The organism is Methylobacterium sp. Gmos1 (assembly GCF_053764715.1).
Map to the genome: position 1 here is coordinate 184,829 of NZ_JBSNCC010000007.1, position 25,864 is coordinate 210,692.

The 25,864-nt window shown below is 70.8% G+C and carries 25 protein-coding genes; 14 read left to right on the forward strand and 11 right to left on the reverse strand.

The window, feature by feature from the left end:
* The first annotated feature begins 204 nt into the window (after positions 1–204).
* Both ACS5PV_RS16475 and infC read left to right on the forward strand, forming a co-directional pair.
* Positions 205–1,437, forward strand: a complete 1,233-nt coding sequence (locus tag ACS5PV_RS16475; RefSeq protein ID WP_455396413.1) for a glycosyltransferase family 4 protein — start codon at positions 205–207, stop codon at positions 1,435–1,437.
* A gap of 238 nt (positions 1,438–1,675) precedes the next feature.
* Complete coding sequence (gene infC, locus ACS5PV_RS16480; RefSeq protein WP_063928361.1) at positions 1,676–2,197, forward strand: translation initiation factor IF-3; 522 nt, start codon at positions 1,676–1,678, stop codon at positions 2,195–2,197.
* 128 nt (positions 2,198–2,325) lie between these two features.
* Here the strand turns inward: infC and ACS5PV_RS16485 are convergent, their stop codons facing one another.
* Positions 2,326–4,590 carry an amylo-alpha-1,6-glucosidase gene (locus tag ACS5PV_RS16485; protein ID WP_455396486.1) on the reverse strand — a complete coding sequence of 755 codons (2,265 nt, stop codon included), beginning with the start codon at positions 4,588–4,590 and terminating at the stop codon, positions 2,326–2,328.
* A 619-nt stretch (positions 4,591–5,209) separates the two neighbouring features.
* Positions 5,210–6,343, reverse strand: coding sequence for a glycosyltransferase family 4 protein (locus ACS5PV_RS16490; protein ID WP_455396414.1), 1,134 nt, complete (start codon positions 6,341–6,343; stop codon positions 5,210–5,212).
* Between the two features lie 351 nt (positions 6,344–6,694).
* Between ACS5PV_RS16490 and rpmI the strand changes: the two genes are divergently transcribed.
* From rpmI to ACS5PV_RS16525, 7 genes are all read left to right on the forward strand, one after another.
* Positions 6,695–6,898, forward strand: a complete 204-nt coding sequence (gene rpmI / locus ACS5PV_RS16495; protein WP_007561407.1) for a 50S ribosomal protein L35 — start codon at positions 6,695–6,697, stop codon at positions 6,896–6,898.
* 68 nt (positions 6,899–6,966) lie between these two features.
* On the forward strand, positions 6,967–7,344 hold the full coding sequence (gene rplT / locus ACS5PV_RS16500; protein WP_135417262.1) for a 50S ribosomal protein L20: 378 nt from the start codon (positions 6,967–6,969) through the stop codon (positions 7,342–7,344).
* Between the two features lie 169 nt (positions 7,345–7,513).
* The gene (gene pheS, locus ACS5PV_RS16505; protein WP_455396415.1) at positions 7,514–8,596 is read left to right on the forward strand and encodes a phenylalanine--tRNA ligase subunit alpha; all 1,083 of its coding nucleotides are present in this window, start codon (positions 7,514–7,516) and stop codon (positions 8,594–8,596) included.
* A 40-nt stretch (positions 8,597–8,636) separates the two neighbouring features.
* Complete coding sequence (locus ACS5PV_RS16510; protein ID WP_455396416.1) at positions 8,637–8,951, forward strand: hypothetical protein; 315 nt, start codon at positions 8,637–8,639, stop codon at positions 8,949–8,951.
* Positions 8,951–9,436 carry a hypothetical protein gene (locus ACS5PV_RS16515; RefSeq protein WP_455396417.1) on the forward strand — a complete coding sequence of 162 codons (486 nt, stop codon included), beginning with the start codon at positions 8,951–8,953 and terminating at the stop codon, positions 9,434–9,436. The genes ACS5PV_RS16510 and ACS5PV_RS16515 overlap by 1 nt, the downstream gene beginning before the upstream one ends.
* A gap of 19 nt (positions 9,437–9,455) precedes the next feature.
* Positions 9,456–11,879: a phenylalanine--tRNA ligase subunit beta gene (pheT, locus tag ACS5PV_RS16520; protein WP_455396418.1), complete on the forward strand. Its 2,424-nt coding sequence runs from the start codon at positions 9,456–9,458 to the stop codon at positions 11,877–11,879.
* Positions 11,880–11,941: 62 nt separating this feature from the next.
* Positions 11,942–12,865 (forward strand): DUF1186 domain-containing protein, encoded by a 924-nt coding sequence (locus tag ACS5PV_RS16525; RefSeq protein WP_455396419.1) that lies wholly within the window; start codon positions 11,942–11,944, stop codon positions 12,863–12,865.
* Positions 12,866–12,899: 34 nt separating this feature from the next.
* Here ACS5PV_RS16525 and ACS5PV_RS16530 read toward each other — a convergent pair whose 3' ends face one another.
* Both ACS5PV_RS16530 and ACS5PV_RS16535 read right to left on the reverse strand, forming a co-directional pair.
* Entirely contained in the window at positions 12,900–13,322 is a 423-nt protein-coding gene (locus tag ACS5PV_RS16530) for a hypothetical protein (RefSeq protein ID WP_455396420.1), read from the reverse strand.
* Between the two features lie 19 nt (positions 13,323–13,341).
* A complete protein-coding gene (locus tag ACS5PV_RS16535) occupies positions 13,342–14,121 on the reverse strand; it encodes a HesA/MoeB/ThiF family protein (RefSeq protein ID WP_455396421.1) in 780 nt (259 codons plus the stop codon).
* Between the two features lie 153 nt (positions 14,122–14,274).
* Here ACS5PV_RS16535 and dapE point away from each other — a divergent pair, with 153 nt between their 5' ends.
* Positions 14,275–15,477: a succinyl-diaminopimelate desuccinylase gene (gene dapE, locus ACS5PV_RS16540; protein WP_455396422.1), complete on the forward strand. Its 1,203-nt coding sequence runs from the start codon at positions 14,275–14,277 to the stop codon at positions 15,475–15,477.
* Positions 15,478–15,530: 53 nt separating this feature from the next.
* On the forward strand, positions 15,531–16,100 hold the full coding sequence (locus ACS5PV_RS16545) for a hypothetical protein (protein WP_455396423.1): 570 nt from the start codon (positions 15,531–15,533) through the stop codon (positions 16,098–16,100).
* Positions 16,101–16,246: 146 nt separating this feature from the next.
* Here ACS5PV_RS16545 and ACS5PV_RS16550 read toward each other — a convergent pair whose 3' ends face one another.
* The 5 genes from ACS5PV_RS16550 to ACS5PV_RS16570 all read right to left on the reverse strand — a co-directional run bounded on the left by ACS5PV_RS16550 (position 16,247) and on the right by ACS5PV_RS16570 (position 21,473).
* The gene (locus ACS5PV_RS16550; protein ID WP_455396487.1) at positions 16,247–16,969 is read right to left on the reverse strand and encodes an ABC transporter ATP-binding protein; all 723 of its coding nucleotides are present in this window, start codon (positions 16,967–16,969) and stop codon (positions 16,247–16,249) included.
* Positions 16,970–16,983: 14 nt separating this feature from the next.
* On the reverse strand, positions 16,984–17,754 hold the full coding sequence (locus ACS5PV_RS16555; protein ID WP_455396424.1) for an ABC transporter ATP-binding protein: 771 nt from the start codon (positions 17,752–17,754) through the stop codon (positions 16,984–16,986).
* Positions 17,751–19,079 (reverse strand): branched-chain amino acid ABC transporter permease, encoded by a 1,329-nt coding sequence (locus tag ACS5PV_RS16560; RefSeq protein ID WP_455396425.1) that lies wholly within the window; start codon positions 19,077–19,079, stop codon positions 17,751–17,753. The genes ACS5PV_RS16555 and ACS5PV_RS16560 overlap by 4 nt, the downstream gene beginning before the upstream one ends.
* Positions 19,076–20,029, reverse strand: a complete 954-nt coding sequence (locus ACS5PV_RS16565) for a branched-chain amino acid ABC transporter permease (protein WP_455396426.1) — start codon at positions 20,027–20,029, stop codon at positions 19,076–19,078. Before ACS5PV_RS16565 ends, ACS5PV_RS16560 begins: the two co-directional genes overlap by 4 nt.
* A gap of 205 nt (positions 20,030–20,234) precedes the next feature.
* Complete coding sequence (locus ACS5PV_RS16570) at positions 20,235–21,473, reverse strand: branched-chain amino acid ABC transporter substrate-binding protein (protein ID WP_455396427.1); 1,239 nt, start codon at positions 21,471–21,473, stop codon at positions 20,235–20,237.
* Between the two features lie 231 nt (positions 21,474–21,704).
* Between ACS5PV_RS16570 and ACS5PV_RS16575 the strand changes: the two genes are divergently transcribed.
* On the forward strand, positions 21,705–22,529 hold the full coding sequence (locus ACS5PV_RS16575) for an IclR family transcriptional regulator (RefSeq protein WP_455396428.1): 825 nt from the start codon (positions 21,705–21,707) through the stop codon (positions 22,527–22,529).
* Positions 22,530–22,533: 4 nt separating this feature from the next.
* Here the strand turns inward: ACS5PV_RS16575 and ACS5PV_RS16580 are convergent, their stop codons facing one another.
* Complete coding sequence (locus ACS5PV_RS16580) at positions 22,534–22,872, reverse strand: hypothetical protein (protein WP_455396429.1); 339 nt, start codon at positions 22,870–22,872, stop codon at positions 22,534–22,536.
* 105 nt (positions 22,873–22,977) lie between these two features.
* Between ACS5PV_RS16580 and ACS5PV_RS16585 the strand changes: the two genes are divergently transcribed.
* On the forward strand, positions 22,978–23,880 hold the full coding sequence (locus ACS5PV_RS16585) for a GGDEF domain-containing response regulator (RefSeq protein ID WP_455396488.1): 903 nt from the start codon (positions 22,978–22,980) through the stop codon (positions 23,878–23,880).
* A 5-nt stretch (positions 23,881–23,885) separates the two neighbouring features.
* Here ACS5PV_RS16585 and ACS5PV_RS16590 read toward each other — a convergent pair whose 3' ends face one another.
* Positions 23,886–24,662 (reverse strand): helix-turn-helix transcriptional regulator, encoded by a 777-nt coding sequence (locus ACS5PV_RS16590; protein WP_455396430.1) that lies wholly within the window; start codon positions 24,660–24,662, stop codon positions 23,886–23,888.
* A gap of 106 nt (positions 24,663–24,768) precedes the next feature.
* Between ACS5PV_RS16590 and ACS5PV_RS16595 the strand changes: the two genes are divergently transcribed.
* Positions 24,769–25,860 (forward strand): alcohol dehydrogenase catalytic domain-containing protein, encoded by a 1,092-nt coding sequence (locus ACS5PV_RS16595; RefSeq protein WP_455396431.1) that lies wholly within the window; start codon positions 24,769–24,771, stop codon positions 25,858–25,860.
* Positions 25,861–25,864 lie beyond the last annotated feature (4 nt).

Sequence of the window (25,864 nt, forward strand, 5' to 3'; positions counted from 1 at the left end):
TCCGCAACAAGGCCGGGCGACCTTTATGCATCGTCCGTAAGCGGACCGCGACGGCCGGCTTCTACACCGGCGGCGGCCGCCGACCATATGCGAGATCCGGCCGGCGTCGCGCCGGTCCTTCGTCGATTCCTGCCGTCGAGCCCTGCGCGGAGCGGGCACCGTCACGCTGCGAGTGCTGCGATCAGAACCCTGACCCGGAGTCCCATGCCGACGAGCCAGGCCACGCCGTTCCCGGCCGCGAGCCACCCGCTGGCGGGCCGCACCGTGCTCCAGATCATCCCGGAGCTCGACGCCGGCGGCGCCGAGCGCACCGCCGTCGACGTGGCGGCGGCGCTCGCCGCCGCGGGCGCCCGCGCGCTCGTCGCCACCGAGGGCGGCCGCCTCGTCGGCGAGTTGCAGGCCAAGGGCGGCGCCTGGGTGCCGTTTCCGGCGCGGACCAAGAACCCCTTCGCGATGGCGCTCAATGTCGGGCGGCTGAGGCGGATCTGCCGCGCGGAGCGAGTCGATCTGATCCATGCCCGCTCCCGCGCCCCGGCCTGGGTGGCTTTGGGTGCGGCCCGGCGGCTGCGCGTTCCCTTCGTCACCACCTACCACGGCAGCTATGCCGGCCGCTCGCCGACCAAGCTCCTCTACAACTCGGTGATGGCCCGCGGCGACGTCGTGATCGCCAACTCGCACTTCACCGCCGACGCGATCCGGCGCCTGTTTCCGCAGGTCGCGGGCGACCGGGTGCGGGTGATCCACCGCGGCACCGATCTCGCCGCCTTCGCGCCCGCGCAGGTGACGCCGCAGCGGGTCGAGGCCCTGCGCCGGGCCTGGGGCGTCGCCCCGCACGAGCGGGTGGTGCTGCTCGCCGCCCGCCTCACCCCCTGGAAGGGCCACCGCGTGCTGATCGAGGCCGCCGCGGCCCTGCGCGCGCAGGGGCTCGCCGATTTCACGGTCGTGCTGGCGGGCGACCCGCAGGGGCGCACGGGCTACCTGCGCGAGATCGACGCGATGATCGCCGCGCACGGCCTCGCGGGCTCGGTGAAGCGCGTCGGGCATTGCAGCGACATGCCGGCGGCCTACCGGGCGGCGTCGGTCGTCGTGGTCCCCTCGACCGAGCCCGAGGCCTTCGGCCGCTCCGCGGTCGAGGCGCAGGCCCTCGGCACGCCGGTCGTGGTGTCGGATCTCGGCGCCGTGCCGGAGACGGTGCTCGCTCCCCCGGAGGTGCCGGCGCACGAGCGCACCGGCTGGCGCGTGCCCGCCGGCGACCCGCAGGCGCTGGCCGGCGCCGTCGCGGAGGCGTTGCAGCTCGGCGCCAGCGCCCGCGACGCCCTTGTGCGCCGCGCCCGCCGCCACGTGGAGGCGCATTTCTCCCTCGAGCTGATGCTCGCCGACACCCTGGCCATCTACGCCGAGCTGCTCGGCGCCGCGCCCGCGGGGGAGGGGCCCTAAAACGGGGTGGTCCGCCGGGATCACGAATCCGGTATCGCCCCGGAGGCGGCCTTGAACCCCGGCAACCAAGCTGCGCCTCCGCGAGTTGACAAATCGGACGATCTCGCCAAGGTGCTAGCGTACACCACGAGTATGCCCGCGCGGTGGTTCGGGACCGGTCCGGAAGGACGTGGTCGGCGGGCCGCCGCCGGACGACGTGATTGAGGAGAATGAAGCCATTCGCAGACCTATGAGAGCCATGCCGGCCCCGCAGAAAGACGGGCCGCGCGCCAACCGGGACATCCGCGGCGTCCGCGAGGTGCAGCTCATCGACGATACCGGCCAGAATCGCGGTGTCATGGGCTTCTTCGAAGCGCTGCAGGTCGCCGAAGAGGCGGGCCTCGACCTCGTCGAGATCGCGCCGAACTCCGTGCCTCCGGTCTGCAAGCTTCTCGACTACGGCCGCTTCCGCTTCAACGAGCAGAAGAAGCAGGCCGAGGCGCGCAAGCGGCAGAAGACCGTCGAGGTCAAGGAGATCAAGCTCCGGCCCGGCATCGACAAGCACGACTACGAAGTCAAGATGAAGGCCGTGCAGCGGTTCTTCGAGGAAGGCGACAAGGTCAAGGTGACCCTCCGCTTCCGCGGCCGCGAGATGGCGCACCAGGATCTGGGCCTGCGCCTGCTCGAGCGCGTGAAGGCCGAGACGCAAGAGGTCGCCAAGGTGGAGAGCGAGCCGCAGCTCGAAGGCCGCCAGATGATCATGATCCTGGCGCCGCGCTAAGACACGGCGCTTCCCCACGTTTTCGAGGCGGGGAACGGATCACGGAGCGCTCCGGGCGCGGGCCTCTTTTTGAGACGACCCGCGCGGGGAGCATCGAAGGGCCGGGCATGTCCCGGCCCATCGCTTTTCTACTTCAGCAACACCACCTGCGCGTCGCCGGTCCGGCGCACCACGTTCACCGTGACGTCGCTGCCGTGGCGGTGGATCAGCAGATCGACATGGCTGTCGCCGAGCTTCAGGTTGCGGATCAGCACGTCGTCGAGGAAGGCCGGCAGGATCGGGTCGCGGAAGCGGATCCGGTTGCGGTCGTGGCGCAGCTCCAGCCCGAGGCAGGCGGCGAGGAACGCGAAGGGCGCGGCCGCCGCCCAGGCCTGCGGGCTGCACGCCACCGGATAGTTCGTCGGCCCGCGCTGCTTGCGCTGGATGAAGCCGCAGAATAATTCCGGCAGCCGCCGCCCCTCCTGGTAGAGCGAGGCCCCGTGCTGGCCCTCGAACACCCGGGCGGCCTCCGCCTTCAGGCCGTAGCGAGCGAGGCCGAGCGCGATGAGCGCGTTGTCGTGCGGCCAGATCGAGCCGTTGTGGTACGACATCGGGTTGTAGCGCGCCTCGCCGACCGCGATGGTGCGCACGCCCCAGCCGTTGAAGCCGTCCTTCGACATCAGCGCCGCGGCGACCCCCTCGGCCCGCTCCGGATAGGCGATTCCGGTGAACAGCGCGTGCCCGGCATTCGAGGAGCGCACGGCGCAGGGACGCTTCTCGCCGTCGAGGGCGAGCGCGTAGGTGCCGAGTTCGGGCAGGTAGAACTTCTCGTCGAAGGCCTTGCGCAGCCGCTCGGCCTCGCCCTTCAGGCGCTCGGAGAGAACGTCGTCGCCCATGAGGGCCGCGAGCTTGGCCGCGCCCTTCTTGGCGGCGTAGACGTAGCCCTGGACCTCGCACAGCGCGATCGGCCCCTGCGCCATGCGGCCGTCGGCGTGGAAGATCGAATCGTGGCTGTCCTTCCAGCCCTGGTTGGCCAGGCCCTTCTCGGTCTCGCGGGCGTACTCGACGAAGCCGTCCTTGTCGCGGTCGCCGTACTCGTCGATCCAGTTCAGCGCCGCCAGGATGTTGGGCCAGATCGTCCTGATCGTCGCGAGGTCGCCGGTCTGCTCGTAGTATTGACCCGCCAGCATCACGAAGAGCGGGGTGGCGTCGATCGTGCCGTAGTAGAGCTTGAACGGCACCTCGCCGAGGATCGCCATCTCGCCGTTGCGGGTCTCGTGCAGGACCTTGCCGGGCTGGGCGTCGGCGGCCGGGTCGACGGCGGCGGCCTGCGTCGCCGCGAGGTGGCGCAGCACGCCCTTGGCGATCTCGGGATCGATCCACAGCGTCATCATGGCGGTGATGATGCCGTCGCGACCGAAGACCGTGCTGTACCAGGGGATGCCCGCGTAGGGGTAGACGCCGTTCGGCGTGCGGCTGAGCAGCATGTAGAGGTCGGCCGTCGCGCGGCAGGCGGCCTCGTTGAACTGGTCGTTCGAGCTCTCGATCGTGGTGATGTTGGCGGTCGCCTTGCGCAGGTCGCGCCGCGCGTCGCGGTAGGCGAGCGCGAAGGTCATGCCCTCGCCCTTCGGGTGGCCGTCCTCCCGGCGCGGGTTCGGATAGGCGGCGTGGGTGAAGGGCAGGGCGCTGCCGACCGCCGCCACGCCCTCGCGGCCGAGATCGACGGTGTCGCAGACCGCCCGCACGAAGATCGAGGCGCGCCCGCCGGGGGCGAGCTTGACCTCGAACTCGGCCCGGTTCGCCTCCAGCCTCGCGGGCTTCGGCCCGAAGCGCAGGCGGGTGGTGCGGCGGCGGTTGTCGAGCCCGTCATAGGTGAACGTCACCTCGTTTGCGCCCGTCACCTCGACGCTGCGCTTGCCGCGATGGGCCCGGTCGCTGCCGCGGACCTCGAACAGGTCGCGGAAATCGGCGTCGAAGCTCAGGGACACCCGGAGATGACGCGGCTTGGTGTCGTAGTTGCGCAGGCCCAGACGGTCGTAGCAGGTGCCGCGGAACAGGAACTTGGTCCGCTCAAGCGCGATGATCTCGCGCGGGATGCTGGTCTCGTCGCCGGCATCCAGCCGGATGTCCGGCGTCGTCATGTCGACCGAGAGGGCGCCGTTGTCGTCCTGCACCACCGAGCCGAGCAGCATCGGCCGCTGGCCCTCGACGGTCAGCTCCAGGCGCGACAGGAAGCGCGTGTCCTGGAAGTACAGGCCCTCGGGCCCCGGGAAGACGCCGATATCGCCGTAGCTGTCGAGCACCGCGAAGGCGTCGCCGTGCTTGAGCGAGCGCAGCTGGCGCTCGACCAGCGAGGTCTGGGCCTCGATGTGGTATTGCGGCAGCGTCTCGTCGTCGGGGGCGGTCGCGACCATCGGCACGGCTTCACTCCTTGGGGCTTCGCTCCGCGAGGCGTCGCGGGAGCGAGCGTCACGGGAATCAGGGCGAGATCTCGGGGCTCCGGACGGTTCCGGGCGGCAGCGGGGAGGCGGCACCCGCGGCGATTCGCGGGTTGGGCCCCACGCTAGAGCGAATGTGGGCCATCGTGCGGCGGGCGCCAGGGGGGAGGCGACGTAGGGCTGGCCCGGATTTCAGGCAGGGATGGCGCGGGCAGGCCTTCTTGCCCCGAACGAAAGGGGCTTTCTGGGGAAAGAAAGTGGCGCGGATTTCCCCTCCCCCCTTTGCGGGGGAGGGTGCCCGGCTGCGAGTGCGAAGCACTCGTGCGCCGGGCGGGAGAGGAGCAGCGCGACGCTGAAGGACGTGGCGCCCATCATGCAGCGCGCGACTTCCCCGGAAGCGGCGTCCCCTCTCCCGGCCCCCTCCGGGGGCCACCCTCCCCCGCAGAGGGGGGAGGGTTGACTGGCGCCTCTTCTTTCCCCGGACAGCGCTGCGGAAAACGCCTCTTCATCGCGCAGCAAAAGTACTTCGCACCAAAAAAGAAGCCCGGCCCCCTCGCGGGGACCGGGCCTCGTCATCGTCATGGGGTGCGGCGGATCAGATCGCCCGGAGCACCGGACGCACCGTCGCGCCGTTGGCCGCGCCGTTGAGGGCGGCGGGCGCCCCGATGGCCAGGCCCGGGATCTTGATCGCGTCGAGGTCACCCGCGAGCAGCGACTCGTAGGCGGCGACGTAGGAGCGGGCCATGACGCTCGCGGTGAAGCGGGTCTCGAAGTAGCGGCGCACGCCCTCGCGGCTCATCGCCTTGCAGGTCTCGACCGCGGCGATCGCCTGCTCCATGGAGTCGACCACGACGCCCGACACGCCATCCTTGATCACCTCCGGCACGGAGCCGTTGCGCCACGCGATCACCGGCGTGCCGGCCGACATCGCCTCGATCATCACCAGGCCGAAGGGCTCCGGCCAGTCGATCGGGAAGGCGAGGGCCAGGGCGTTGCCGAGGAATTCGTGCTTCTGGTCCTCGTTGATCTCGCCGATATACTCGATCAGCGGGTGGTGGGTCATCGGCTCGATGACCTCGTCCCAGTATTCCTGGTCGGCCTTGTCGACCTTGGCGGCGATCTTCAGCTTCACGCCCGAGGCCTTGGCGATCTCGATCGCGCGGTCGGGGCGCTTCTCGGGCGAGATGCGGCCGAGGAAGGCGAGGTAGCCGCCGTCCTTCGGGTTGGCCGAGAAGCGGCAATTCTCCGCCGGCAGGCCGTGGTGGATCGTCTGGAGCCAGTTGGCGTTCTCGGGCATCGGCCCGCGCTGGTGGTCGGAGATCGACACCAGCGGCATGCCCGTGAAGGTGCGGTAGACCGGCATGAAGTCCGGCACGTCGAGCCGCCCGTGCAGGGTGGTGACGCACTTGTGGTTGAACTCCTCGAACAGCGGATACTGCAGGAGGTCGATGTGGAAGTGGATGACGTCGAAGTCGTCCGCCCGCCGGCGCAGGTGATAGAGCATCGCGAGGTGGCTGGCGACGTGGTCGCGGATGCCGGCGAGGCGCAAGCCCTCGGGGCAGCAGGCGACCAGCTTGGCGCTCGTCTCGGAATCGCCGCTCGCGAACAGCGTCACGTCGTGGCCCTGCCGGACCAGCTCCTCGGTGAGCCAGGACACGACACGCTCGGTGCCGCCGTAGAACTTCGGCGGAACGGCCTCCGCGAGAGGGGCTACCTGGGCAATGCGCACGACGGATTCTCCTGAGACGCCAGACGGAGGCGGTTCACGTTGGCGAAGACTTAAGCAGGATGGGGCCTGAGCGGGACATGAACGAAACAGCCCACCCACGCTTATGGTTCCGGTGCGCTGCACAACGCCACAGCGAGGCCCCGGCTGTTCCCGCCTCCCACAGGCGAGGCTGCGCCCGACGATGCGACGATTGCGTGAAGCGCCGCTCCCTGCTATAGCGCGCGCCTCGACGAACCGCCCGGCCGTGAGGGCTGCCGTGGCGGTTCGTGTCGCTCCACACCTTCGATCGAGCGCGATCGTCGGGGCCCGCCCGTGGCGGAGCCCCGGTGGAGTTCGCGTCAGGAGAGCAAAATGCCCAAGCTGAAGACCAAGTCGGGCGCCAAGAAGCGCTTCAAGATCACCGGGACCGGCAAGGTCATGTACGCCCAGGCCGGCAAGCGCCACGGCATGATCAAGCGGACCACGAAGCAGATCCGCAACCTGCGCGGCACGACCACCCTGTTCGAGGGCGATGCCGCCAACGTGAAGAAGTACTTCCTGCCGAACGCCCGCTGAGAACCGGCTTCGCGCCAAGAAGACGCTTCGTCCGTCAATCTGTTTCGTAGAATTTCCAGGAGATCACCATGGCCCGCGTCAAGCGCGGCGTGACCAGCCACGCCAAGCACAAGAAGGTTTTCAAGGCCGCCAAGGGCTATTACGGCCGGCGCAAGAACACGATCCGGATCGCCAAGCAGGCGGTCGAGAAGGGCATGCAGTATGCCTACCGCGATCGTAAGAACAAGAAGCGCAACTTCCGCGCCCTGTGGATCCAGCGCATCAACGCCGCGGTCCGTCCCCACGGCCTGACCTACTCGCGCTTCATCGACGGCCTGGCCAAGTCCGGCGTGCAGGTCGACCGCAAGGCCCTGTCGGAACTCGCCATCCACGAGCCGGCGGCCTTCGTCGCCGTGGTCGAGAAGGCGAAGTCCGCCCTGCCGGCCGAGCTCGTCAAGGCGGCGTAAGGCCGATCCGACGGTCCCGCCCCCTCAGGCGGGCCCGACCTGTCGAGACTGCACCATCACGGCCCGCCCGCGCGGGCCGTTTTGCGTTGCGCGGGCCGTGTCCCCGCCTCGGGTTGACGAGGCGGGGTGGCGCGTTGCAGGGCATCCGCGAGCCCCGATTGAGCAGACCATGACCGATCTCACCAGCCTCGAAACCGATCTCCTCGCCAAGGTCGCCGATGCCTCCGACGAGGCGGCGCTGGAGGGCGTGCGCGTCGCGGCCCTCGGCAAGAAGGGCGCCGTCTCCGAGCTGCTGAAGACGCTGGGCGGCATGAGCCCCGAGGCGCGCAAGGAGCAGGGCCCGCTGATCAACGGCCTGCGCGACCGGGTCCAGGGCGCGATCCAGTCGCGGCGCGAGACCCTGGCCGAGGCGGCCCTCACCGCGCGGCTGTCGGCCGAGCGCATCGACGTGACGCTTCCCGTGCGCGAGGGACCGGAGACCCGTGGGCGCATCCACCCGATCACCCAGGTGATGGACGAGATCACGGCGATCTTCGGCGACATGGGCTTCTCGATCGCCGAAGGCCCGGACGTCGAGACCGACGATCTCAACTTCACCGCGCTCAACTTCCCCGAGGGCCATCCGGCCCGGGAGATGCACGACACGTTCTTCCTGCGTCCCGACCGGGACGGCAAGCGCAAGCTCCTGCGCACCCACACCTCGCCGGTGCAGGTCCGCACCATGCGCTCCGTGCAGCCGCCGATCCGGGTGATCTGCCCGGGGCGCACCTACCGGCACGATTCCGACCAGACCCACACCCCGATGTTCCACCAGGTCGAGGGCCTGGTGATCGACAAGCAGGCGAACATCGCGCACCTGAAGTGGATCCTGGAGGAGTTCTGCAAGGCGTTCTTCGAGGTCGACAGCGTCAAGATGCGCTTCCGGCCCTCGTTCTTCCCCTTCACCGAGCCCTCGGCCGAGGTCGACATCCAGTGCTCGCGCAAAGGCGGCGAGATCCGCTTCGGCGAGGGCGACGACTGGCTCGAGATCCTCGGCTGCGGCATGGTTCACCCGAACGTGCTGCGCAATTGCGGCCTCGACCCGGATTCCGTGCAGGGCTTCGCCTGGGGCATGGGCATCGACCGGATCGCGATGCTCAAATACGGCATGCCGGACCTGCGCCCGTTCTTCGAGGCCGACGTGCGCTGGCTGGAGCATTACGGCTTCCGGCCCCTTGACATCCCGAGCCTGGTCGGCGGCCTGACCGGCTGATCCTCCTGCCGAAGAGACAACCTGCCCCGAGAGGCGCCCGATGACCGAGACCGAGATCCTGGCGATCGCCGACGAGGTCCTGACCCGCCACCTCGCCGCCTCCGGCTACGAGCGGGCCGAGCTGCGCGCGGGCTACGACCACGACGACGATCCGGCTTTGCTTTTCAAGGCCCACTTCAAGCCAGGCTCGAAGGCAGCTGGCGGCGCGGAATCCAGCGCCGCCCACGTGGCTTTGCGGATGACTCTGCTCGAGAAGGGGGAAGAGCGCTTCCCCTATCTCCGGTTCATCTATGCGGACGATTTCGTGGACGACGAGGACGACGAGATCGAATGGGACGAGGAAGAGGACGCGTGATGCCGCGTCTCGGCAATCCCCTCGTCTACGATCTCCTTGCCGTCACCGACCTGCTCTCGGCTCAGCGCGGGCGCCGCAACCTGCAAAGGGCCGCGACGCGGCGCGCCGTCAGCAGCGCGTACTACGCCGTCTTCCACGGGCTCTGCTTCGTCTGCACGCGCGCGCTCGGCCTCTGGCGGCGCGACGCTGCGGTGACGGAGCCGGTCTATCGCCTGCTCGACCACGCCCAGATCAGGAAGCGGCTGAGCGGGCGTGATGCGGCCGAGATCAGCCCGATCGTCGCTGTGATCGGTATCAATTTTGCCGAGTTGCAGGCACTCCGGCACCTGGCGGATTACAGCTCGCCGAGCCTGGATATCAGCCGCGAGGAAGCGCGCAACACGATCGCCCTGGCTCGCAAGACCGTTTCCGACCTCGAATCCCTCGACGACGACCAGTGCCGCCGCCTGGCCGTCCTCCTCATCACGAAGACCCGGCTCGCCTGAGCCGAGAGGCTAGATCCCGATGAAATTCACCCTCTCCTGGCTCAAGGACCACCTCGACACCGACGCCCCGCTCGACGTGATCGTCGAGACGCTGACCCGCATCGGGCTGGAGGTCGAGCGCGTCGAGGACAAGGCCGCGGATCTCTCGGCCTACCGCATCGCCGCGGTGCTCACCGCCGAGCAGCACCCGAACGCCGACCGGCTGCGGGTCTGCACCGTCGACACCGGCGAGGGCGCGCCCGTCCAGGTGGTCTGCGGCGCGCCGAACGCGCGCGCCGGCATGAAGACCGTGTTCGCGCCTCCCGGCACCTTCGTGCCGGGCAAGAACATCACCCTGTCGGTCGGCGTGATCCGCGGCGTCGAGAGCCGCGGCATGCTGTGCTCAGGCTCGGAGCTCGGCCTGTCGGACGACCATGACGGCATCCTCGATCTCCCGGCCGACGCCCCCGTGGGCCAGCCCTACGCGGCCTTCGCCGGCTTCGACGACCCGGTGATCGAGATCAACCTGACGCCGAACCGGCCCGACTGCACCGGCATCCACGGCATCGCCCGCGACCTCGCGGCCGCCGGCATCGGCACGCTCAAGCGCGAGCAGCTGGCGCCGGTCCGCGGGGAGGGGGCCTGCCCGGTCGCGGTCACCCGCGACTTCGCGCCGGAGGACGCCCATCTCTGCCCGCTCTTCGGCTTGCGGCTGGTGCGCGGCGTCAAGAACGGGCCCTCGCCCGAGTGGATGCGCCGGCGGCTCACCGCGATCGGCCTGCGGCCGATCAATGCGCTCGTCGACATCACCAACTACGTCACCTTCGACCGCGGCCGGCCGCTCCACGTCTTCGACGCCGCCAAGGTGAAGGGCGGCCTCACCGTGCGCCGCGCCCGCGACGGCGAGGAGGTGCTGGCCCTCGACGGGCGGACCTACCGGCTCGACGACGGCGCGATCGTCATCGCCGACGAGGCCGGCGTCGAGTCGATCGCCGGCATCATGGGGGCTGAGCATTCGGGCTGCGACGAGGGCACGACCGACGTGCTGATCGAATCGGCGCTGTGGGACCCGCTCACCATCGCCCGTACCGGGCGCCGCCTCGGCATCGTGACCGATGCCCGCTACCGGTTCGAGCGCGGGGTCGATCCGGCCTTCGCCCTGCCGGGCCTCGACCTCGCGACGAAGCTGGTGCTCGATCTCTGCGGCGGCACCCCGAGCCAGGCGACCGTGTCGGGCGAGGTGCCGGACACCGACCGGATCATCGACTTCCCGTGGACCGAGGTGCGCCGGCTGTCGGGCCTCGACCTGCCGCGGCCCGAGATGAAGGTGACGCTGGAATCGCTCGGCTTCCACGTCGCCGGCACCGGCGACCGGGCCAAGGTGCTCTCGCCGTCCTGGCGCCCCGACATCGAGGGCAAGGCCGACCTGGTCGAGGAGATCGTGCGCATCGCCGGCCTCGACCGGATCGAGCCGAAACCCCTGCCACGGATCGAGGCGACGGTCATCCGCCCGGTCCTGACCGTGATGCAGAAGCGCACCCGGCAGGCCAAGCGCGAATTCGCCGCCCGCGGCCTCGTCGAGGCGGTGACCTGGTCGTTCATCGCCAATGCCGACGCGACGTTGTTCGGCGGCGGCAAGCCGGAGCTGGCGCTGGCAAACCCCATCGCCGCCGATCTCTCGGACATGCGCCCGAGCCTGGTGCCGGGCCTCGCCCGCGCCGCGCAGCGCAACGCCGACCGCGGATACGGCGACGTCGCCCTGTTCGAGGTCGGGCAGTGCTTCGCCTCCGACCAGCCCGAGGGCCAGACCACCAAGGCGACGGCGCTCCGCCGCGGCTCCGCCCGCCACGGCGGCGCCGGCCGGCACTGGGACGGTGCCGCGCGTCCCGTCGACGCCTTCGAGGCCAAGGCCGACGCGCTGGCGCTGCTGACCAACCTCGGCGTGCCGACCGGCGGCCTCCAGGTCGTCGCCGGCGGGCCGGACTGGCTGCATCCCGGCCGCTCCGGCACGCTCCAGTTCGGGCCGCGCAACCCCGTCGGGTTCTTCGGCGAGCTGCACCCGCGGGTGCTCAAGGCCCTCGACATCAAGGGCCCGGTGGTGGTGTGCGAGATCACCCTCGACGCGCTGCCGCTGCCCAAGCACCGGCCGACCAAGATGAAGCCGGCGGCGGCACTTCCCGACTTCCAGCCGCTCACCCGCGACTTCGCCTTCGTGGTCTCGCGCAGCGTCTCGGCGGGCGACATCCTGAAGGCGGCGCAAGCCGCCGAGCGCAACCTCGTCACCGGCATCGAGGTGTTCGACGTCTACGAGGGCGCCGGCGTCGGTGAGGACCAGAAGTCGGTCGCCGTGGCGGTGCGGCTCCAGCCGACCGACCGCACCCTCACCGACGCGGAGATCGAGGCGGTGAGCCAGAAGATCGTCGCCGAGGTGACGCGCAAGACCGGCGCGACCCTGCGGGGCTGATCGTGGGCGGGCCGGCGGCGTTCCGCGCGCCGCCGGCGAGAGACGGGTGAATGGAGGCGGGGATGGCAGAGGCTGATCTGGTCCGGGAGCTTTCGCGGGCGACATACCTGCCCGAAGAAGCCCTGGAGCGGGCCCTGGCGGCGCCGGACACGATTGCCGAACCGGTCCTCGCCCTGCTCGATCGAGCCGCGGACGGCGAGGGCGAGGCGCTGACCGAGCCCGAGCGGTGCCTTCTGTTCTGGGGCATCCACGTCCTGGCCTCGGCCCGCGACACCCGGATCCAGGCGCCGCTGATGCGTCTCCTGCGCCGCGAGGACGAGGCGATCTCTGCGGCGCTCGGCGAGGATTACCCGACCACCCTCACGGGCCTGGTCGCCGGCAGCTTCGACGGCGATGCCGACCGGCTGCTCGCGGCCATCGCCGGCGAGGCTCCTGTCGGCATCGCGCGGATGCAGCTCTTCCACGCCCTCGCCCTGCTGACCGCGCACGGGCGCATCGACCGCGAGGCGGCGAAGGCATTCCTGGTCCGCTTCGACGACGAGCGCCTGGCCGCTCCCGATGCGGAGGAGGTCTGGCAGGGCTGGGAGGACGCGATCTCGCTCCTCGGCTTCGACGATCTCGTTCCGCGCCTCAAGGCGGCGCGCAAGGACGGCCGCAATGCCGGCAGCGTCGTCGGCTGGGAGACGGTGCAGGAGACCCTGAAGGAGGCCCGCCTGCGGCCGAAGAGCCGCGATCGCTTCGACGACCTGCTGATCGACTACCTGGACGACCTGATCGGGGCGCTGGAGCACACCCGCGAGGGTGCGTCCGACCACCTGCCCGACCTTGACGAGGACGGTTACCCGATCCCCGAGCGCAACCCCTACCGCGACGTCGGCCGCAACGATCCCTGCCCGTGCGGGAGCGGCAAGAAGTTCAAGAAGTGCTGCCTCGACAAGGTCGAGCAGGGCTTTGCCGCCCTGCCGCCGCTGCCGCGCGGGCGCTGAGATCACGCTTCGGCCGCAAGCGCCCTCCCGGGCGTCAGCGCGCGTACGAGAAGGTTGCGCAGAGGTCCGGGCCGGACTCGCTCGCCGGGAGATCGTTGCCGGTGAACGCCGCGAGGGTCAGCCTGCGGCCGCCCTCGCGCCGGTAGGCGACGATCCAGCGGACCGGCGCGCCGCAGAGCCGGTTGCCGCGCAGGAGCACGGGATCGACCGGTCTCGTCACCCGCAGGATGCGGGCCGCGACCGGCCCCGCCAGGGTGCCGAAGGCCGGAATGTCGGCGGCGACGGCGAGCGGCAGGCTCCGGCCCGCCGCGACGAGCCGGGTCGGCGAGAGCGCGATGTCGCCGGTGATGGCCTGTGCGGTCAGGCTCAGCGCCGACCAGCGCTCGACCCCGGACGCCGCGAGGGCCGGGCTCGCCGCGAGCATCGGCAGGAGGAGCGTCACCGCACGTCGCGTCACCCGTCCCTTCGCCGCGCCTTCAGCCCTCCGTCCCGCTCAGCGGGTTGCCCGGGTCCCAGGCGTAGGACAGCGTCTCGAAGCGCAGGGATCTCGCATCGACCATCAGCAGGCGCCCGACCAGGGGCTCGCCGAAGCCCGCGACGGCGCGGATCACCTCCAGCGCCATCAGCGAGCCCATCAGGCCGGCGAGCGCGCCCAGCACCCCGGCCTCGGCGCAGGTCGGCACCGAGCCGGCCGGCGGCGGGCTCGGGAACAGGCAGCGATAGGTCGGGTTCGGCCGTCCGTCCGGTCCGGTCTCATGGGCCCGGATCGTGGTGAGCGAGCCGTCGAACTGGCCGAGCGCCGCGGTCACCAGCGGCCGCCGGGCGCGATAGCAGGCATCCGAGACGGCGTAGCGGGTGGAGAAGTTGTCCGAGCCGTCGGCGACGAGGTCGTAGGACGCGATCAGCGCCTCGGCATTCTCGGGGGTCAGCCGGGTGGCGTGCGTCTCGATCTGCACATTCGGGTTGAGGCGGGCGACCGCATCGGCTGCGCTCTCGACCTTCGGCCGGCCGATATCGGGGGTGCCGTGGATCACCTGGCGCTGGAGGTTCGAGAGCGAGACGATGTCGTCGTCGACGATGCCGATCGTGCCGATCCCGGCCGCCGCCAGGTACTGGATCAGCGGCGCGCCGAGGCCGCCGGCGCCGATCACCAGGACCCGCGCCGCCTTGAGGCGGACCTGGCCCGGGCCGCCGACCTCCCGCAGCACGATGTGGCGGGCGTAGCGTTCGATCTCGTCGGGGCTGAGCGCGGTCATGTGGCCCTGGTTAAGCGAGACGCCGGCACGGGGGAAGAGCCTCGGCGGAGGAGCCGCCGGGGGAGGGGCCCCGGTCGCGGCGGTTCTCATCGGGGCGGTTCGGCGCTACGGCTCGCAGCCAGTCCTAGAGACCCTCGAACCACCGGCTGCCCCGTGACCGACCCGCATTCCCCCCTCGCCGATTCTCCGTTGGTCCTGGCCCAGGGGCTGATCCGCTGCCCCTCCGTGACGCCGCACGAGGGCGGGGCCCTCGCCTACCTCGCGGGGATCCTCGAACGGGCCGGCTTCACCGTCGAGCGCCCGGTCTTCTCGGAAGCAGGCACGCCCGACATCGAGAACCTCTACGCCCGCATCGGCGAGGGGCCGTGCCTGCTGCTCGCCGGCCACACCGACGTCGTGCCGCCGGGCGACTCCTCCGCCTGGCGCCACGACCCCTTCGCCGGCGCGGTCGAGGGCGGGGAGCTGTACGGCCGCGGCGCCGTCGACATGAAGGGCGGCATCGCCTGCATGCTGGCGGCGGTCCTCGCCTTCCTCGCGCGGCGCGGGCCGGATTTCAGCGGCGCCATCGCGTTCCTCGTCACCGGCGACGAGGAGGGCCCGGCGGTCAACGGCACCGTCAAGCTCCTCGACTGGGCGAGAGGACGGGGCGAGCGCTTCGACCATTGCCTGCTCGGCGAGCCGACCAATCCCGATGCCTTGGGCGAGATGATCAAGATCGGCCGGCGCGGCTCGCTCACGGCGAATCTTGTCGTGCACGGCGTCCAGGGCCACGTCGCCTATCCGCACCGGGCCGAGAACCCGATCCCCGGCCTCCTGCGCCTGGCGCAGGGGCTGCTCGCCGAGCCGCTCGATGCCGGGACGGCGCATTTCGACGCCTCGAACCTCGAATTCACCACCATGGATGTCGGCAACCCGGCGACCAACGTGATCCCGGCCGAGGCGCGGGCGACCTTCAACATCCGCTTCAACGACCTCTGGACGCCCGAGACCCTGGCCGCCGAGCTGGAGCGGCGCCTTGCCGCCGCCGCCGGCAATGCCGTGCGCTACACCCTCGACGTGCGCCCGACCAATTCCGTCGCCTTCCTGACCGCGCCCGACGCCTTCGTGGACAAGGTGACGGATGCGATCGAGGCCGAGACCGGCCGCCGGCCGGCGCTTTCGACCACCGGCGGCACCTCGGATGCCCGCTTCATCAAGGATGCCTGCCCGGTGATCGAGTTCGGCCTCGTCGGGCGGACGATGCATCAGGTCGACGAGCGGGTGGCGGTCGCCGACCTCGACCGGCTGGCGTCGATCTACGGGCGCGTGCTGGAGGCGTATTTTCCCGCAAAGCCCGCGACGCCGCGGCAGGCTTGACCACCATTAGACGAAAGTTGAATCTGGCGGCCTCGATCCCTGAGAGGCCGCCGATGTTCGTGAGCGCTGACGAGGTGACCCGCTCCTTGCGCGGCACCGCCGGGCTGATCGGCCGCCGGCCGGACGCCCTGACGCATTTCGACGTGAGCGAGCGCGGCTTCTGGCGCTCCTTCGGGGCGGTTTGGCTCACGGCGCCGGCGGTCACGGTGGCGCTTGCCCTGGAGCGGGGGGCCGGCGCCGCGCCGTTCCAGCCCGACCACGTCACCGTGGCGGTGCTCGCCGGCTGGGCGGCGGCATTCCTGGCGGTGCCGCTGGCGATGATCGCGGTGCTGCGCCGGCTCGGGCGCACGCGGGCCTACGTGCCGTTCGTGGTGGTGACCAACTGGTGCCTGGCGGCGGGCCTCGCCGCCCTGGCGCTGCCGGGCTGCCTGCTGCTCCTCGGTCTCGCGACGCCCGGCCTCGCGGCGCTCGATGCCGGCGCCTTCCTGGTCGTGGTCGTGTGGCTGCACGCCCGCGCCGCCCGGGCGATCCTCGGCCTGCCGGCGCCGGTGGCGGCGCTGGTCACGTTCGCCTGCTTCGGGCTCGTCACCGCCATCGCCGGCGGGGCGCATGCCTTTGCGTGACCCGGTGCCGGACGTCCTCGCGTCGCGCCGGCCCATGGGGCTGGATCCAACGGCTGCACCACCCGCTCCGTCCATCCCCGAGGCTCGCCCCGGGATGGACGGAGCGGGTCGGCTCGATGGTCTGAGCCCTGTCCCGCCGACGGCCCTCAGACCTCCAGCCACTCCCGCCGCACCGCCTCGTTGGAGGCGAGCGCCGCCGGCGTACCCTCGAACACGACGTGGCCGTGGCCCATCACGTAGAGGCGCTGCGACAGCTTCAGCGCGATGGTGAGCTTCTGCTCGACGAGCAGCACCGAGACGCCGCGGGCGGCGATCTCGCCGATCATCTCGGCGACGCGTGCGACCATCTGGGGCGAGAGCCCCTCCGTCGGTTCGTCGATCATGATGAGGTCGGGATCGCCCATCAGGGTGCGGCAGATCGTGAGCATCTGCTGCTCGCCACCCGAGAGCACGCCGCCGGGCGTGTCGATCCGCTCCTCCAGGCGCGGAAACAGCCGGAAGATGTCGGCGTAGGACCAGCGCCCGCCCCGTTTCCCGCTCTTCTCGCCGAGCGCCAGGTTCTGGCGCACGGTGAGCTTGGGGAAGATCGCCCGCTCCTCCGGCACGTAGCCGAGGCCGCGGCGGGCGACCGCGTAGGGCTTGAGGCCGGCGATGGCCTGGCCCTTGAAGCGGATCTGCCCGCGGGGCGGCACGTCGCCCATGATCGCCTTGAGGGTGGTGGAGCGCCCGACCCCGTTGCGGCCGAGGATCGACACGATCTCGCCGGCCCCGACCCGGAAGCTCACCCCCTGGAGGATGTGGCTCTTGCCGTAATAGGCGTGCAGGTCCTCGACCTCGAGGAGCGCGGGAGCGGCCGAGACGGCCGGCATCGCGAGGGCGGCGTTCACGCGGCCTCCTCCCCGGTGGCGACGCCGAGATAGGCTTCCTGCACGGCGCGGTTCTCCCGGATGCGGGCTGGCGTGTCGGTGGCGATGATCCGGCCGTAGACCAGCACCGAGATGCGGTCGGCGAGCCCGAACACCACCGCCATGTCGTGCTCGACCATCAGCAGCGTGCGCCCCGTCGTCACCTCGCGGATCAGCTGGGTCGCGTGCTCGCTCTCGCTGTGGCTCATCCCGGCCATCGGTTCGTCGAGCAGGATGACTTTGGCATCGCTCGCGATGGCGATGCCGATCTCGAGCGCGCGCTGGTCGGCATAGGCGAGGAGCCCCGCCGCGACCGAGGCGCGATGGCCGAGGCGGATGCGCGAGAGGATCTCCTCGGTGCGCTCGGCGACGCCCGGCAGGTTCTCGACGCCGCGCCAGAAGGACGGGCCGTGGCCCATCGCCCGCAGGACCGCGCAGCGCACGTTCTCCCACACGCTGAGCTTGGGGAAGATGTTGGTGACCTGGAAACTGCGGGCGAGCCCGGCCTTGTTGATCGCCGCCGGGCGCCAGCCGGTGATGTCCTGGCCGTCGAGGCGGATCGTGCCGCTCGTCGGCGCGAAGCGGCCGCTGATCAGGTGGAACAGGGTCGACTTGCCGGCGCCGTTCGGCCCGATGATGGCGTGGCGCTCGCCGACCGGCACGGAGAGGTCGACGCCGTTGATGATCTTGGCCGGGCCGAAGCTCTTGTGGACGCCGGACAGTTCGATCGCAGGGGCGCTCGTGCTCATGCCAGCTTCTCCTTGGCGGCGTCGGAGGCCTCGTGCCAGGCGGCCGCGACCCGGGGCAGCACGGCGCGTAAACCGAGCCCGCCGCCGACCGCCATCGCGCCGGCGATCGCCCAGGGCAGGACCTGGGCGGCGTCGAAGGGGATGCCGGCGAGGCTCATCTCGGTGCCGTCGCTCGCCTTGACCAGCACCCGGAACGCCATCTCGATCAGCGCGATGATGCCGGCCAGCATGAGCAGGAACGGACCCAACGCGAGAAGGTAGGCCGGCAGCAGCCGGTGGGCGGTGCCGGCGCGCAGGAGCGGGCCGTGCATCAGCGCCAGGCCGGCGATGCCGCCGGGGGCGAACATCACGATGGCGATGAACAGCAGCCCGAAATAGAGCTGCCACACCTCCGTCAGGTCGCTGAGCGAGACCTGGAGCAGCGTCACCACCACGGCGCCGACGACCGGGCCGACGAAGGTGCCGATGCCGCCGATGAAGGTCGCGAGCAGCACCACGCCGGACTGGTGCACCCCGAGATAGGCCGAGTTGGCGATCTCGAAGTTGATGCCCGCGAGCGCCCCCGCCACGCCGGCGAACATCGCCGAGAGGCAGAAGGCGGTGATGCGGATCTTTTGCGGCTCGTAGCCCAGGAACTCGACCCGTTCCGGGTTCTCCCGCACGGCGTTGCACAGGCGCCCCAGCGGCGTGCGGGTGATCGCGTACATCGCCAAGCCGCAGATCAGGCACCAGGCGGCGATGAGGTAGTAGACCTGGATCTGCGGCCCGAAGCTGAGATCGAACAGGCGCAGCATCTTGGTGCGGTTGGCGGTGATGCCCTCCTCGCCGCCGAAGAAGCTGTGCAGGATGTGCGAGCCGGACGAGACCAGTTCGGCGATGCCGAGCGAGATCATGGCAAAGACGGTGCCGGCGCGCTTCGTCGAGATCACCCCGAACAGGATTCCGAAGGCGAGGCCGGCGAGCCCGCCGACCACCGGCATCAGCGGCAGCGGGATCGGCAGGCGGTTGGCCGCCACGAGGTTCATCGCGTGGACGGTGAAGAAGGCGCCCAGGCCGTAATAGACCGCGTGGCCGAAGGACAGGAGCCCGGTCTGGCCGAGCAGCATGTTGTAGGACAGGGAGAACACCACCATGATGCCCATCAGGCTCATCATGGTCAGCGCCGTGCCGCTGGTGAAGACGAGCGGCGCCGCGACCAGGATCGCGGCGGCGATCACCCAGGGCAGAACCTGCGCGGCGAGGCTCGCACCCCGCGGGCGGATCGACGGGCGGCTGCCTGCCTGCGCCAGGGACCCGGACGGCGCGATGTCGGCGAGGTCGCTCATGCTTCGCGGTTCCCGAGCAGGCCGGTCGGCCGCGCGATCAGCACGAGGACCAGCAGGAGATAGGGGATGATCGGCCCGACCTGGGCGATCGTCACGTTCCAGAGGTCACCCAGCACGCCGCCCGACGGCGCCGCGTCGATGCCGAGCGCCTGGAAGACGCTGGCGACCGAGACGTCGAGCGAGATGGCGAAGGTCTGGACCAGCCCGATCAGGAGCGAGGCCGCGAAGGCGCCGGTGAGCGAGCCGAGGCCCCCGACGACGACGACGACGAACAGGATCGGCCCGAGCAGGCCCGCCATGTTGGCCTGCGTCACCAGCGCCGGGCCGGCGATCACGCCCGCGACCGCGGCGAGCCCCGTGCCGACGCCGAAGACCAGCATGAACACCTTCGGCACGTCGTGGCCAAGCATCGCCACCATGTTGGGGTGGGTCAGCGCCGCCTGGATGATCAGCCCGACCCGGGTGCGGGTGAGCGCCACCAGCAGCGCGATGAAGATCGCCACCGAGATCACCAGCATGAACAGCTTGTAGGCCGGGTAGTTGGTGCCGAACACCGTGAAGGCCGGAAAATCGAGGACCGCCGGCACCCGGTAATCGACCGGCAGCTTGCCCCACACCATCTGCACCACCTCCTCGATCACGTAGGCGAGGCCGAAGGTGAAGAGGAGCTCCGGTACGTGGCCGTGGCGGTGGACGTTGCGCAGGCCGTAGCGCTCGACGAGCGCCCCGATCCCGCCGACCACCAGCGGCGCGGCGACGAGGCCGATCCAGAAGCCGGTGAACCTGCTGATCTGGTAGCCGAAGAATGCGCCCAGCATGTAGAAGCTGGCATGCGCGAAGTTGAGCACGCCCATCATGCTGAAGATGAGGGTGAGGCCGCTCGCCATCAGGAAGAGCAGCATCCCGTAGAGCACGCCGTTCAGCGTCGAGACGATGACGAGTTCGAGCACGCGGGGTCTCCTGCCGGTGCGGGGCGCTGTCGGAGTGAAGGCCGAACGGGGAGCACCCGCCGGCCCGGACTGTCACAACCCCGCCCTTTCCCGGACGACTGGAACGTCAGCGGAAGGATGAGCCGGGGAAGGGCCGTTCAGCTTGAAAAAAACGCGCGAGACGTGAAGCGGCGCCCCGGCATCCCGGCGCGCCGCCCGGTCCGGTTCAGCTCGGCCGGTCCATCTTGCAGGTGGTCGGGAGCAGGGTGTCCTTCGCCTCGACCACGCCGTCGCCGACCCAGCCCCAGCCGGTATTCTCGCTGTCGAGCACCTTCGCGGTGTCGACCGGTCCGAAGCGCGAGATGTAGATCGGCTGGAAGATCTGGTGATCGTCCGGGCGGATGAAGCTGTCCTTGCCGTAGAGCGTGTCCTGGTGGATCGAATCCATCGCCTTGGCGATCGCCTTCGGGTCGGTCGACTTCGCCGCCAGCGTCGCCTTGGCCAGGATATTCATCAGGTTGACCACCCGCGGGTAGGTCAGCTCCTGGCCGGTCTTGGCGCGGAAGGCGAGTTCGAACTCATGAGCGGGCTTCGAGTCGATGTTCGGGAAGCCTTCGGAGATCTGGTAGACGTGGTCGGGAAGATTCGCCTGCTTAATCGCGGTGGGACCGCCGGCGCCGCCGCCGTAATAGGTGTAGAACTTGGCCTGGAGCCCGGCATCGCCGGCGGCCTTCAGCAGCAGCGCCATGTCCTGCGCCCAGTTGCCGGTGATCACCGTGTCGGCGCCCGAGGCCTTGATCTTGGCGATGTAGGGCGAGAAGTCGTTGACCTTCTGGAGCGGCGCCACCTCGTCGCCGACGATCTGGACGTCGGGCCGCTTCTCCTTCAGCATCGCCCGGGCCGCCGCGCGCACCGCCTGGCCGTGCGAGTAGTCCTGATTGATCAGGTAGACCTTCTTGATCTCCGGCTTGCCCTTGATGTAGTTGGTCAGGGCCGCCATCTTGATGTCGGAATTGGCATCGAAGCGGAAGTGCCAGTAATTGCACTTGGCGTTCGTCAGTGCCGGATCGACCGCAGCATAGTTGAGATAGATGATCTCCTTGCCGGGATTGCGGTCGTTGTACTTGCCGACGAAGTCGATCAGCGCGGCGCCGACCGACGAGCCGTTGCCCTGCACCACGATCCGGGCGCCGGAATCGATCGCCTTCTGGAGCTGGACCAAGCTCTCCTGCGGGTTGAGCTTGTTGTCGTAGCCCAGGACCTCGAGCTTCAGGTCGGGGTTCTTGGCGTTGAGCTGCTCGGCCATGAACTGGAAGGTCTTGAGCCCGGCCTCGCCGGTGCTGGCCCCGCCGCCGGAGAGCGGATCGACGAAGGCGATCTTCAGGCTCATCGGCGCGGCGAGCGCAGTCGAGGCCGCCAGGGCCACGAGGCCGGCGGCCGTGATGCGCGCGAGGGTCTTGACCAAGGCGTCCTCCTGGAATGGCGTTCCGTCGTTGTTGTGGGGCGCGCCGCGTTCGGCGTCGCCGGCGGATCCCTGCCCGCCTTGGGCCAGACACTGCCTCCGCGTCCCGGACGGGTCAAGACGCGAAATGACGATCCGCATCGCGAAACATGTTGCCGAGCCGGCGCCGTGCCGTCACCCTAGGGCGGCCCGGGACGAGGTCCGCAGAACAGGGCACGGGAGGGAGGCGGCAGCATGGCACAGGCGATGGCGGCGCGCGCCGGCGCGGTCACCCAGGACGTCGGCGAGCCGGAGGACGGCGACCGGCAATTCGTCACCGCGCTCGCCCGCGGCCTCCAGGTCCTGCGCGCCTTCCGGGACGCGGCCGAGATGCTGGGCAACCGCGAGATCGCCGCCCGCACCGGCCTGCCGAAGCCCACCGTCTCGCGCCTGACCCACACGCTCCTCTCGCTGGGCTACCTGGTGCACGATCCGCAGGGCGAGCGCTACGGCCTGGGACCGGCGGTACTGGCGCTGAGCGCCGCCTTCCTGCGCCAGAACTCCTTCCCGCAGATGGTGAAGCCCTTCCTCCAGGACCTCGCCACCGCGGTGCAGGCGCACGTGGCGCTCGGCCTGCTCGACGGGCTGTCGAGCGTCTACGTCCAGCTCTGGCGCGGCCAGGGCCAGCGCATCGTCCTGTCGAGCGAGGTCGGCTACCGCCTGCCGCTCGCCCGCAGCGCGATGGGCATGGCGACGCTGTCGAGCCTCGGCGAGGCGGAGCGGGCGGCGCTGATGACCCGCCTGCGCCGCGACGGCGCCGACGCGGCCCGCCTCGACCAGAGCTACCGCCGCTGCGCCACCGAGATCGCCGAGCAAGGGTTCTGCGTCGGCATCGGCATCTGGCACCAGGACATCAATGCGGTCGCGGCCCCGATCCACGCCCCCGGCGGGCGGGGCCACTTCGCCCTCAACATCAGCGGCCCGGCCTTTTTGCTCACCGAGGACGTGTTGCGCCGGGACACCGGGCCGAAGCTGATGGAGACGATCGAGCGCATGCGCAGCCTCGGGATCGTCGATTGACGGATCACCCCTCCTCCAGCCCGGCGAACCATTCCGCGTAGGGCGTATTGCGGGCGAGGTGCCGGTTGTAGTCCGGCGCGCCGTCGGTCCACCACGGCGGTCCCCGCTCGCCGAGCCCGTGCTTGGCCGCGTCGACCGCCGCCCGCGCCGCGGCGAGCGCCGCCCCGCCCTCGCCCTTGCCCTCACCCTTGGCGGCGCGCACGGCGCGGCGGGCGCGCATCAGGTCCTGCACGAGCGCCTCGCGCCGCGCCTCCGGCAGTCCGGGATTCGCGCGGCGCCACAGCCGCCCGCGCACCACGATGTAGCGCCCGTCGGGCGTCGTCGGGACGGTGTCGCGCGCCATCACCGTAAGCTCCGCGATTGCGCGCGATGCCTTGAGGCGGCGTTAAACCTTCGCGCGCAACCTCGTCGCGGGAAGCGGGAGTTGGTCCTCCTGCCGGGGGGCGCCATGCACATCGTCGTCGTCGATCCGAGCCGGGTGGTGCTCAAGGTCATCAGCGGGCTCCTGACGCCCCGCGGGCACACCGTGGACACCTTCACGGATTCGCGCGAGGCGCTCGACTTCATCACCGACAACGCGTCGGTCACCGCGATGATCACCAGCCTCGAGGTCCGTCCCATCGGCGGGCTGGAGCTGTGCTGGTCGGCCCGGCTGCTCGCGGACGCGCACCGGCCGCTCTACATCATCACCATGTCCTCGGCCCGCAACGCCCGCAACCTGGCGGAGGCGCTCGACAGCGGCTCGGACGACTTCATCGACAAGCCGCCGAGCCCGGAGGAGCTCTACGCCCGCCTGCGGGCTGCCGAGCGGATGACCGGGATGCAGCGCGAGCTGATCCGGCTCGCCGAGGCCGATTCGCTCACCGGGCTCCTCAACCGCCGCGCCTTCCTGCAACGGGTCGGCGACGTCGCCGAGCGGGCCGGCGCGCATGGCCGCCTGTCGATGATCCTGATCGACATCGACCACTTCAAGGCCATCAACGACCAGCACGGCCACGATGTCGGCGACACGGCGATCCGGGGCGTCGCCGGCGAGCTGCTGACGGAAGCCGGCGGCATCGCCGGGCGGATCGGCGGCGAGGAATTTGCCCTGGCGCTCCCCGGCCGCACCCTGGAGGAGGCCGAGGCCGCCGCCGGGCGCCTGCGGCTGCGCTGCACGCAGCTGCGCTTCAAGGGCCAGCGCGGCCCGGTGCAGCTCACCGCGAGCTTCGGCGTCAGCACCTGGTCCGAGGGCGAGACCGTCGGCGGCCTGATCAAGCGCGCCGACATCGCCCTCTACGAAGCGAAGAGCACCGGGCGCAACCGGGTCGTCTCGGCGGCCACCGACCTGATCCTGGCGCGGGCGGGATAGCCCGCCTACTCGGCGGGCGCGTAGATCGCGAGCCGGAGCGCGGGATCGCCGGTCGCCTGGAAGGTCGCGTAGTCGAAGACGAGCCGGCCGTGCCGCGGATGGTGGAGCACCTTGCGCCCGCCGCCCCCTCCGCGCACCTCGTGCGCGTCCCACCACCCGGGGAAATGCGGGCATCCCTCCGCCAAGCGGTCGAGGAGGTCGAGGAAGGCCGGGTCGGCCGCCGAGAGGTCGTGGACGGCACGAAACTGCGCCACCATGCGCTGCGCCTCCTCCGCCCAGCCCGCCCCGAACAGGGCCCGCGCCCGGGGATCGGTCAGGACGAAGTGCAGGATGTTGCGCTCCCCCTCCGGCAGGCCGTCGAAGCCGAACAGGTCGGTGGCCGCCGCATTCCAGGCCAGGAGGTCCCAGCGCCGGCCGGTGACGTAGGCCGGCTGCGGCCAGTCGCGGACGAGGCGGCGGATGGTCGCCGGCACTTCCTCGCGCACGAAGGCCGGGGACCGGCCGCTGCGCGACAGGGCGCGCAGGTGCGCGTGCTCGGCCTCGCTCAGGCACAAGGCCCGGGCGAGGGCGTCGAGGGTGGCGGCCGACGGGCTGACGTCGCGCCCCTGCTCCAGGCGCACGTACCAGTCGATGCCGATGCCGGCCCGCTCGGCGACCTCCTCGCGCCGCAGCCCCGGAGTCCGGCGACGGCGCAGGGACGGAAGCGCCAGGCGCACCGGATCGAGCTGCTCGCGGCGCGAGCGCAGGAAGTCGCCGAAGGCCTTCTGCCGGGGATCGCCCATTCGTGCCTCCCGCGCGACGGTGGGTCCAATGATCCCAGGATAGTACCAGTCCTTCTCCCCCGCGTCGCCGGCGTCATTCTCTTCCCGTTCCTCGGAGGAGAGAGAGATGAAGGCTGCCGTGCTCAAGGCGTTCGGGTCGCCGCTCACCGTCGAGGCGGTGCCCGACCCGGTGATCGGGACGGGCGAGGTGATCGTCGATGTCGTGGCCGCACCGGTGCTGCCCTATACCGACGAGGTTCTGTCCGGGACGCGCCGCTACCTCCTGCCGGTGCCGGTCATCCCCGGCTGCGGGGCGGTCGGCCGGGTGCGCGAGGTCGGCCCCGACGCGACGAAGCTCGCCGTCGGGGACTGGGTGTTCTGCGACCCGACGGTGCGCGCGCGCGACGACGCCGCCATGCCCGACATCGTGCTCCAGGGCTGGAGCGCCCGGGGGGAGGGCGGGCAGAAGCTCCAGCGGTACCACCGGGACGGCGCCTTCGCCGAGCGGGTGCGGGTGCCGACCGAGAACGCGGTCCGCATCGGCCCGATCACCGCGGCCGAGGCCGGGCACTGGTGCGCGCTCAACACCCTGCTCGTTCCCTATGGCGGCCTGCTGGCGGCGAATGTCCGGGCCGGCGAGACGCTGCTGGTGAGCGGCGCGACCGGACATTTCGGCAGCGCCGCCGTCGCGGTCGGGCTCGCCATGGGGGCAGCTTGCATCGTCGCGCCGGGCCGCAACGAGGCGGTCCTCGCCGACCTCGTCCGGCGCTTCGGCGACCGGATCCGCCCGGTGACGCTCACCGGCGACGAGGCGGCGGACCGCGCCCGCATGATCGCCGCCGCGCCCGGCCCGATCGACTGCGTGCTCGACATCCTGCCGCCCTCGGCCGCCGCGTGCGTCGCGCGGGCGGCGGTGATGAGCGTGCGCCCCTACGGCCAGGTGGTGCTGATGGGCGGCGTCGGCATGCTCGGCGGCGACGACCTGGCGCTGCCCTATCCGTGGATCATGCGCAACGACATCACGGTGCGGGGCAAGTGGATGTATCCGCCGGACGCGGTCGGGCGGATGGCCGGGCTCGTCCGCGGCGGGCTGCTGCGCCTGGAGGAGTTCGCCGTCGCGGAATTTCCGCTCGACGAGGCGAACGCGGCGGTCGCCCACGCGGCGGCGCAGGGCGGCCCGTTCCGCCAGACCGTGCTAAGGCCCGGGGAGCCAAGCTGATTGC

Bases quoted from the DNA above. Each gene is read 5' to 3' on its own strand.
- ACS5PV_RS16475 (WP_455396413.1), top strand. From the start codon at position 205: ATGCCGACGAGCCAGGCCACGCCGTTCCCGGCCGCGAGCCACCCGCTG.
- infC (WP_063928361.1), top strand. From the start codon at position 1,676: ATGCCGGCCCCGCAGAAAGACGGGCCGCGCGCCAACCGGGACATCCGC.
- ACS5PV_RS16485 (WP_455396486.1), bottom strand. From the start codon at position 4,590: ATGGTCGCGACCGCCCCCGACGACGAGACGCTGCCGCAATACCACATC.
- rpmI (WP_007561407.1), top strand. From the start codon at position 6,695: ATGCCCAAGCTGAAGACCAAGTCGGGCGCCAAGAAGCGCTTCAAGATC.
- rplT (WP_135417262.1), top strand. From the start codon at position 6,967: ATGGCCCGCGTCAAGCGCGGCGTGACCAGCCACGCCAAGCACAAGAAG.
- pheS (WP_455396415.1), top strand. From the start codon at position 7,514: ATGACCGATCTCACCAGCCTCGAAACCGATCTCCTCGCCAAGGTCGCC.
- ACS5PV_RS16510 (WP_455396416.1), top strand. From the start codon at position 8,637: ATGACCGAGACCGAGATCCTGGCGATCGCCGACGAGGTCCTGACCCGC.
- ACS5PV_RS16515 (WP_455396417.1), top strand. From the start codon at position 8,951: ATGCCGCGTCTCGGCAATCCCCTCGTCTACGATCTCCTTGCCGTCACC.
- pheT (WP_455396418.1), top strand. From the start codon at position 9,456: ATGAAATTCACCCTCTCCTGGCTCAAGGACCACCTCGACACCGACGCC.
- ACS5PV_RS16525 (WP_455396419.1), top strand. From the start codon at position 11,942: ATGGCAGAGGCTGATCTGGTCCGGGAGCTTTCGCGGGCGACATACCTG.
- ACS5PV_RS16535 (WP_455396421.1), bottom strand. From the start codon at position 14,121: ATGACCGCGCTCAGCCCCGACGAGATCGAACGCTACGCCCGCCACATC.
- ACS5PV_RS16545 (WP_455396423.1), top strand. From the start codon at position 15,531: ATGTTCGTGAGCGCTGACGAGGTGACCCGCTCCTTGCGCGGCACCGCC.
- ACS5PV_RS16550 (WP_455396487.1), bottom strand. From the start codon at position 16,969: ATGCCGGCCGTCTCGGCCGCTCCCGCGCTCCTCGAGGTCGAGGACCTG.
- ACS5PV_RS16555 (WP_455396424.1), bottom strand. From the start codon at position 17,754: ATGAGCACGAGCGCCCCTGCGATCGAACTGTCCGGCGTCCACAAGAGC.
- ACS5PV_RS16560 (WP_455396425.1), bottom strand. From the start codon at position 19,079: ATGAGCGACCTCGCCGACATCGCGCCGTCCGGGTCCCTGGCGCAGGCA.
- ACS5PV_RS16575 (WP_455396428.1), top strand. From the start codon at position 21,705: ATGGCACAGGCGATGGCGGCGCGCGCCGGCGCGGTCACCCAGGACGTC.
- ACS5PV_RS16580 (WP_455396429.1), bottom strand. From the start codon at position 22,872: ATGGCGCGCGACACCGTCCCGACGACGCCCGACGGGCGCTACATCGTG.
- ACS5PV_RS16585 (WP_455396488.1), top strand. From the start codon at position 22,978: ATGCACATCGTCGTCGTCGATCCGAGCCGGGTGGTGCTCAAGGTCATC.
- ACS5PV_RS16590 (WP_455396430.1), bottom strand. From the start codon at position 24,662: ATGGGCGATCCCCGGCAGAAGGCCTTCGGCGACTTCCTGCGCTCGCGC.
- ACS5PV_RS16595 (WP_455396431.1), top strand. From the start codon at position 24,769: ATGAAGGCTGCCGTGCTCAAGGCGTTCGGGTCGCCGCTCACCGTCGAG.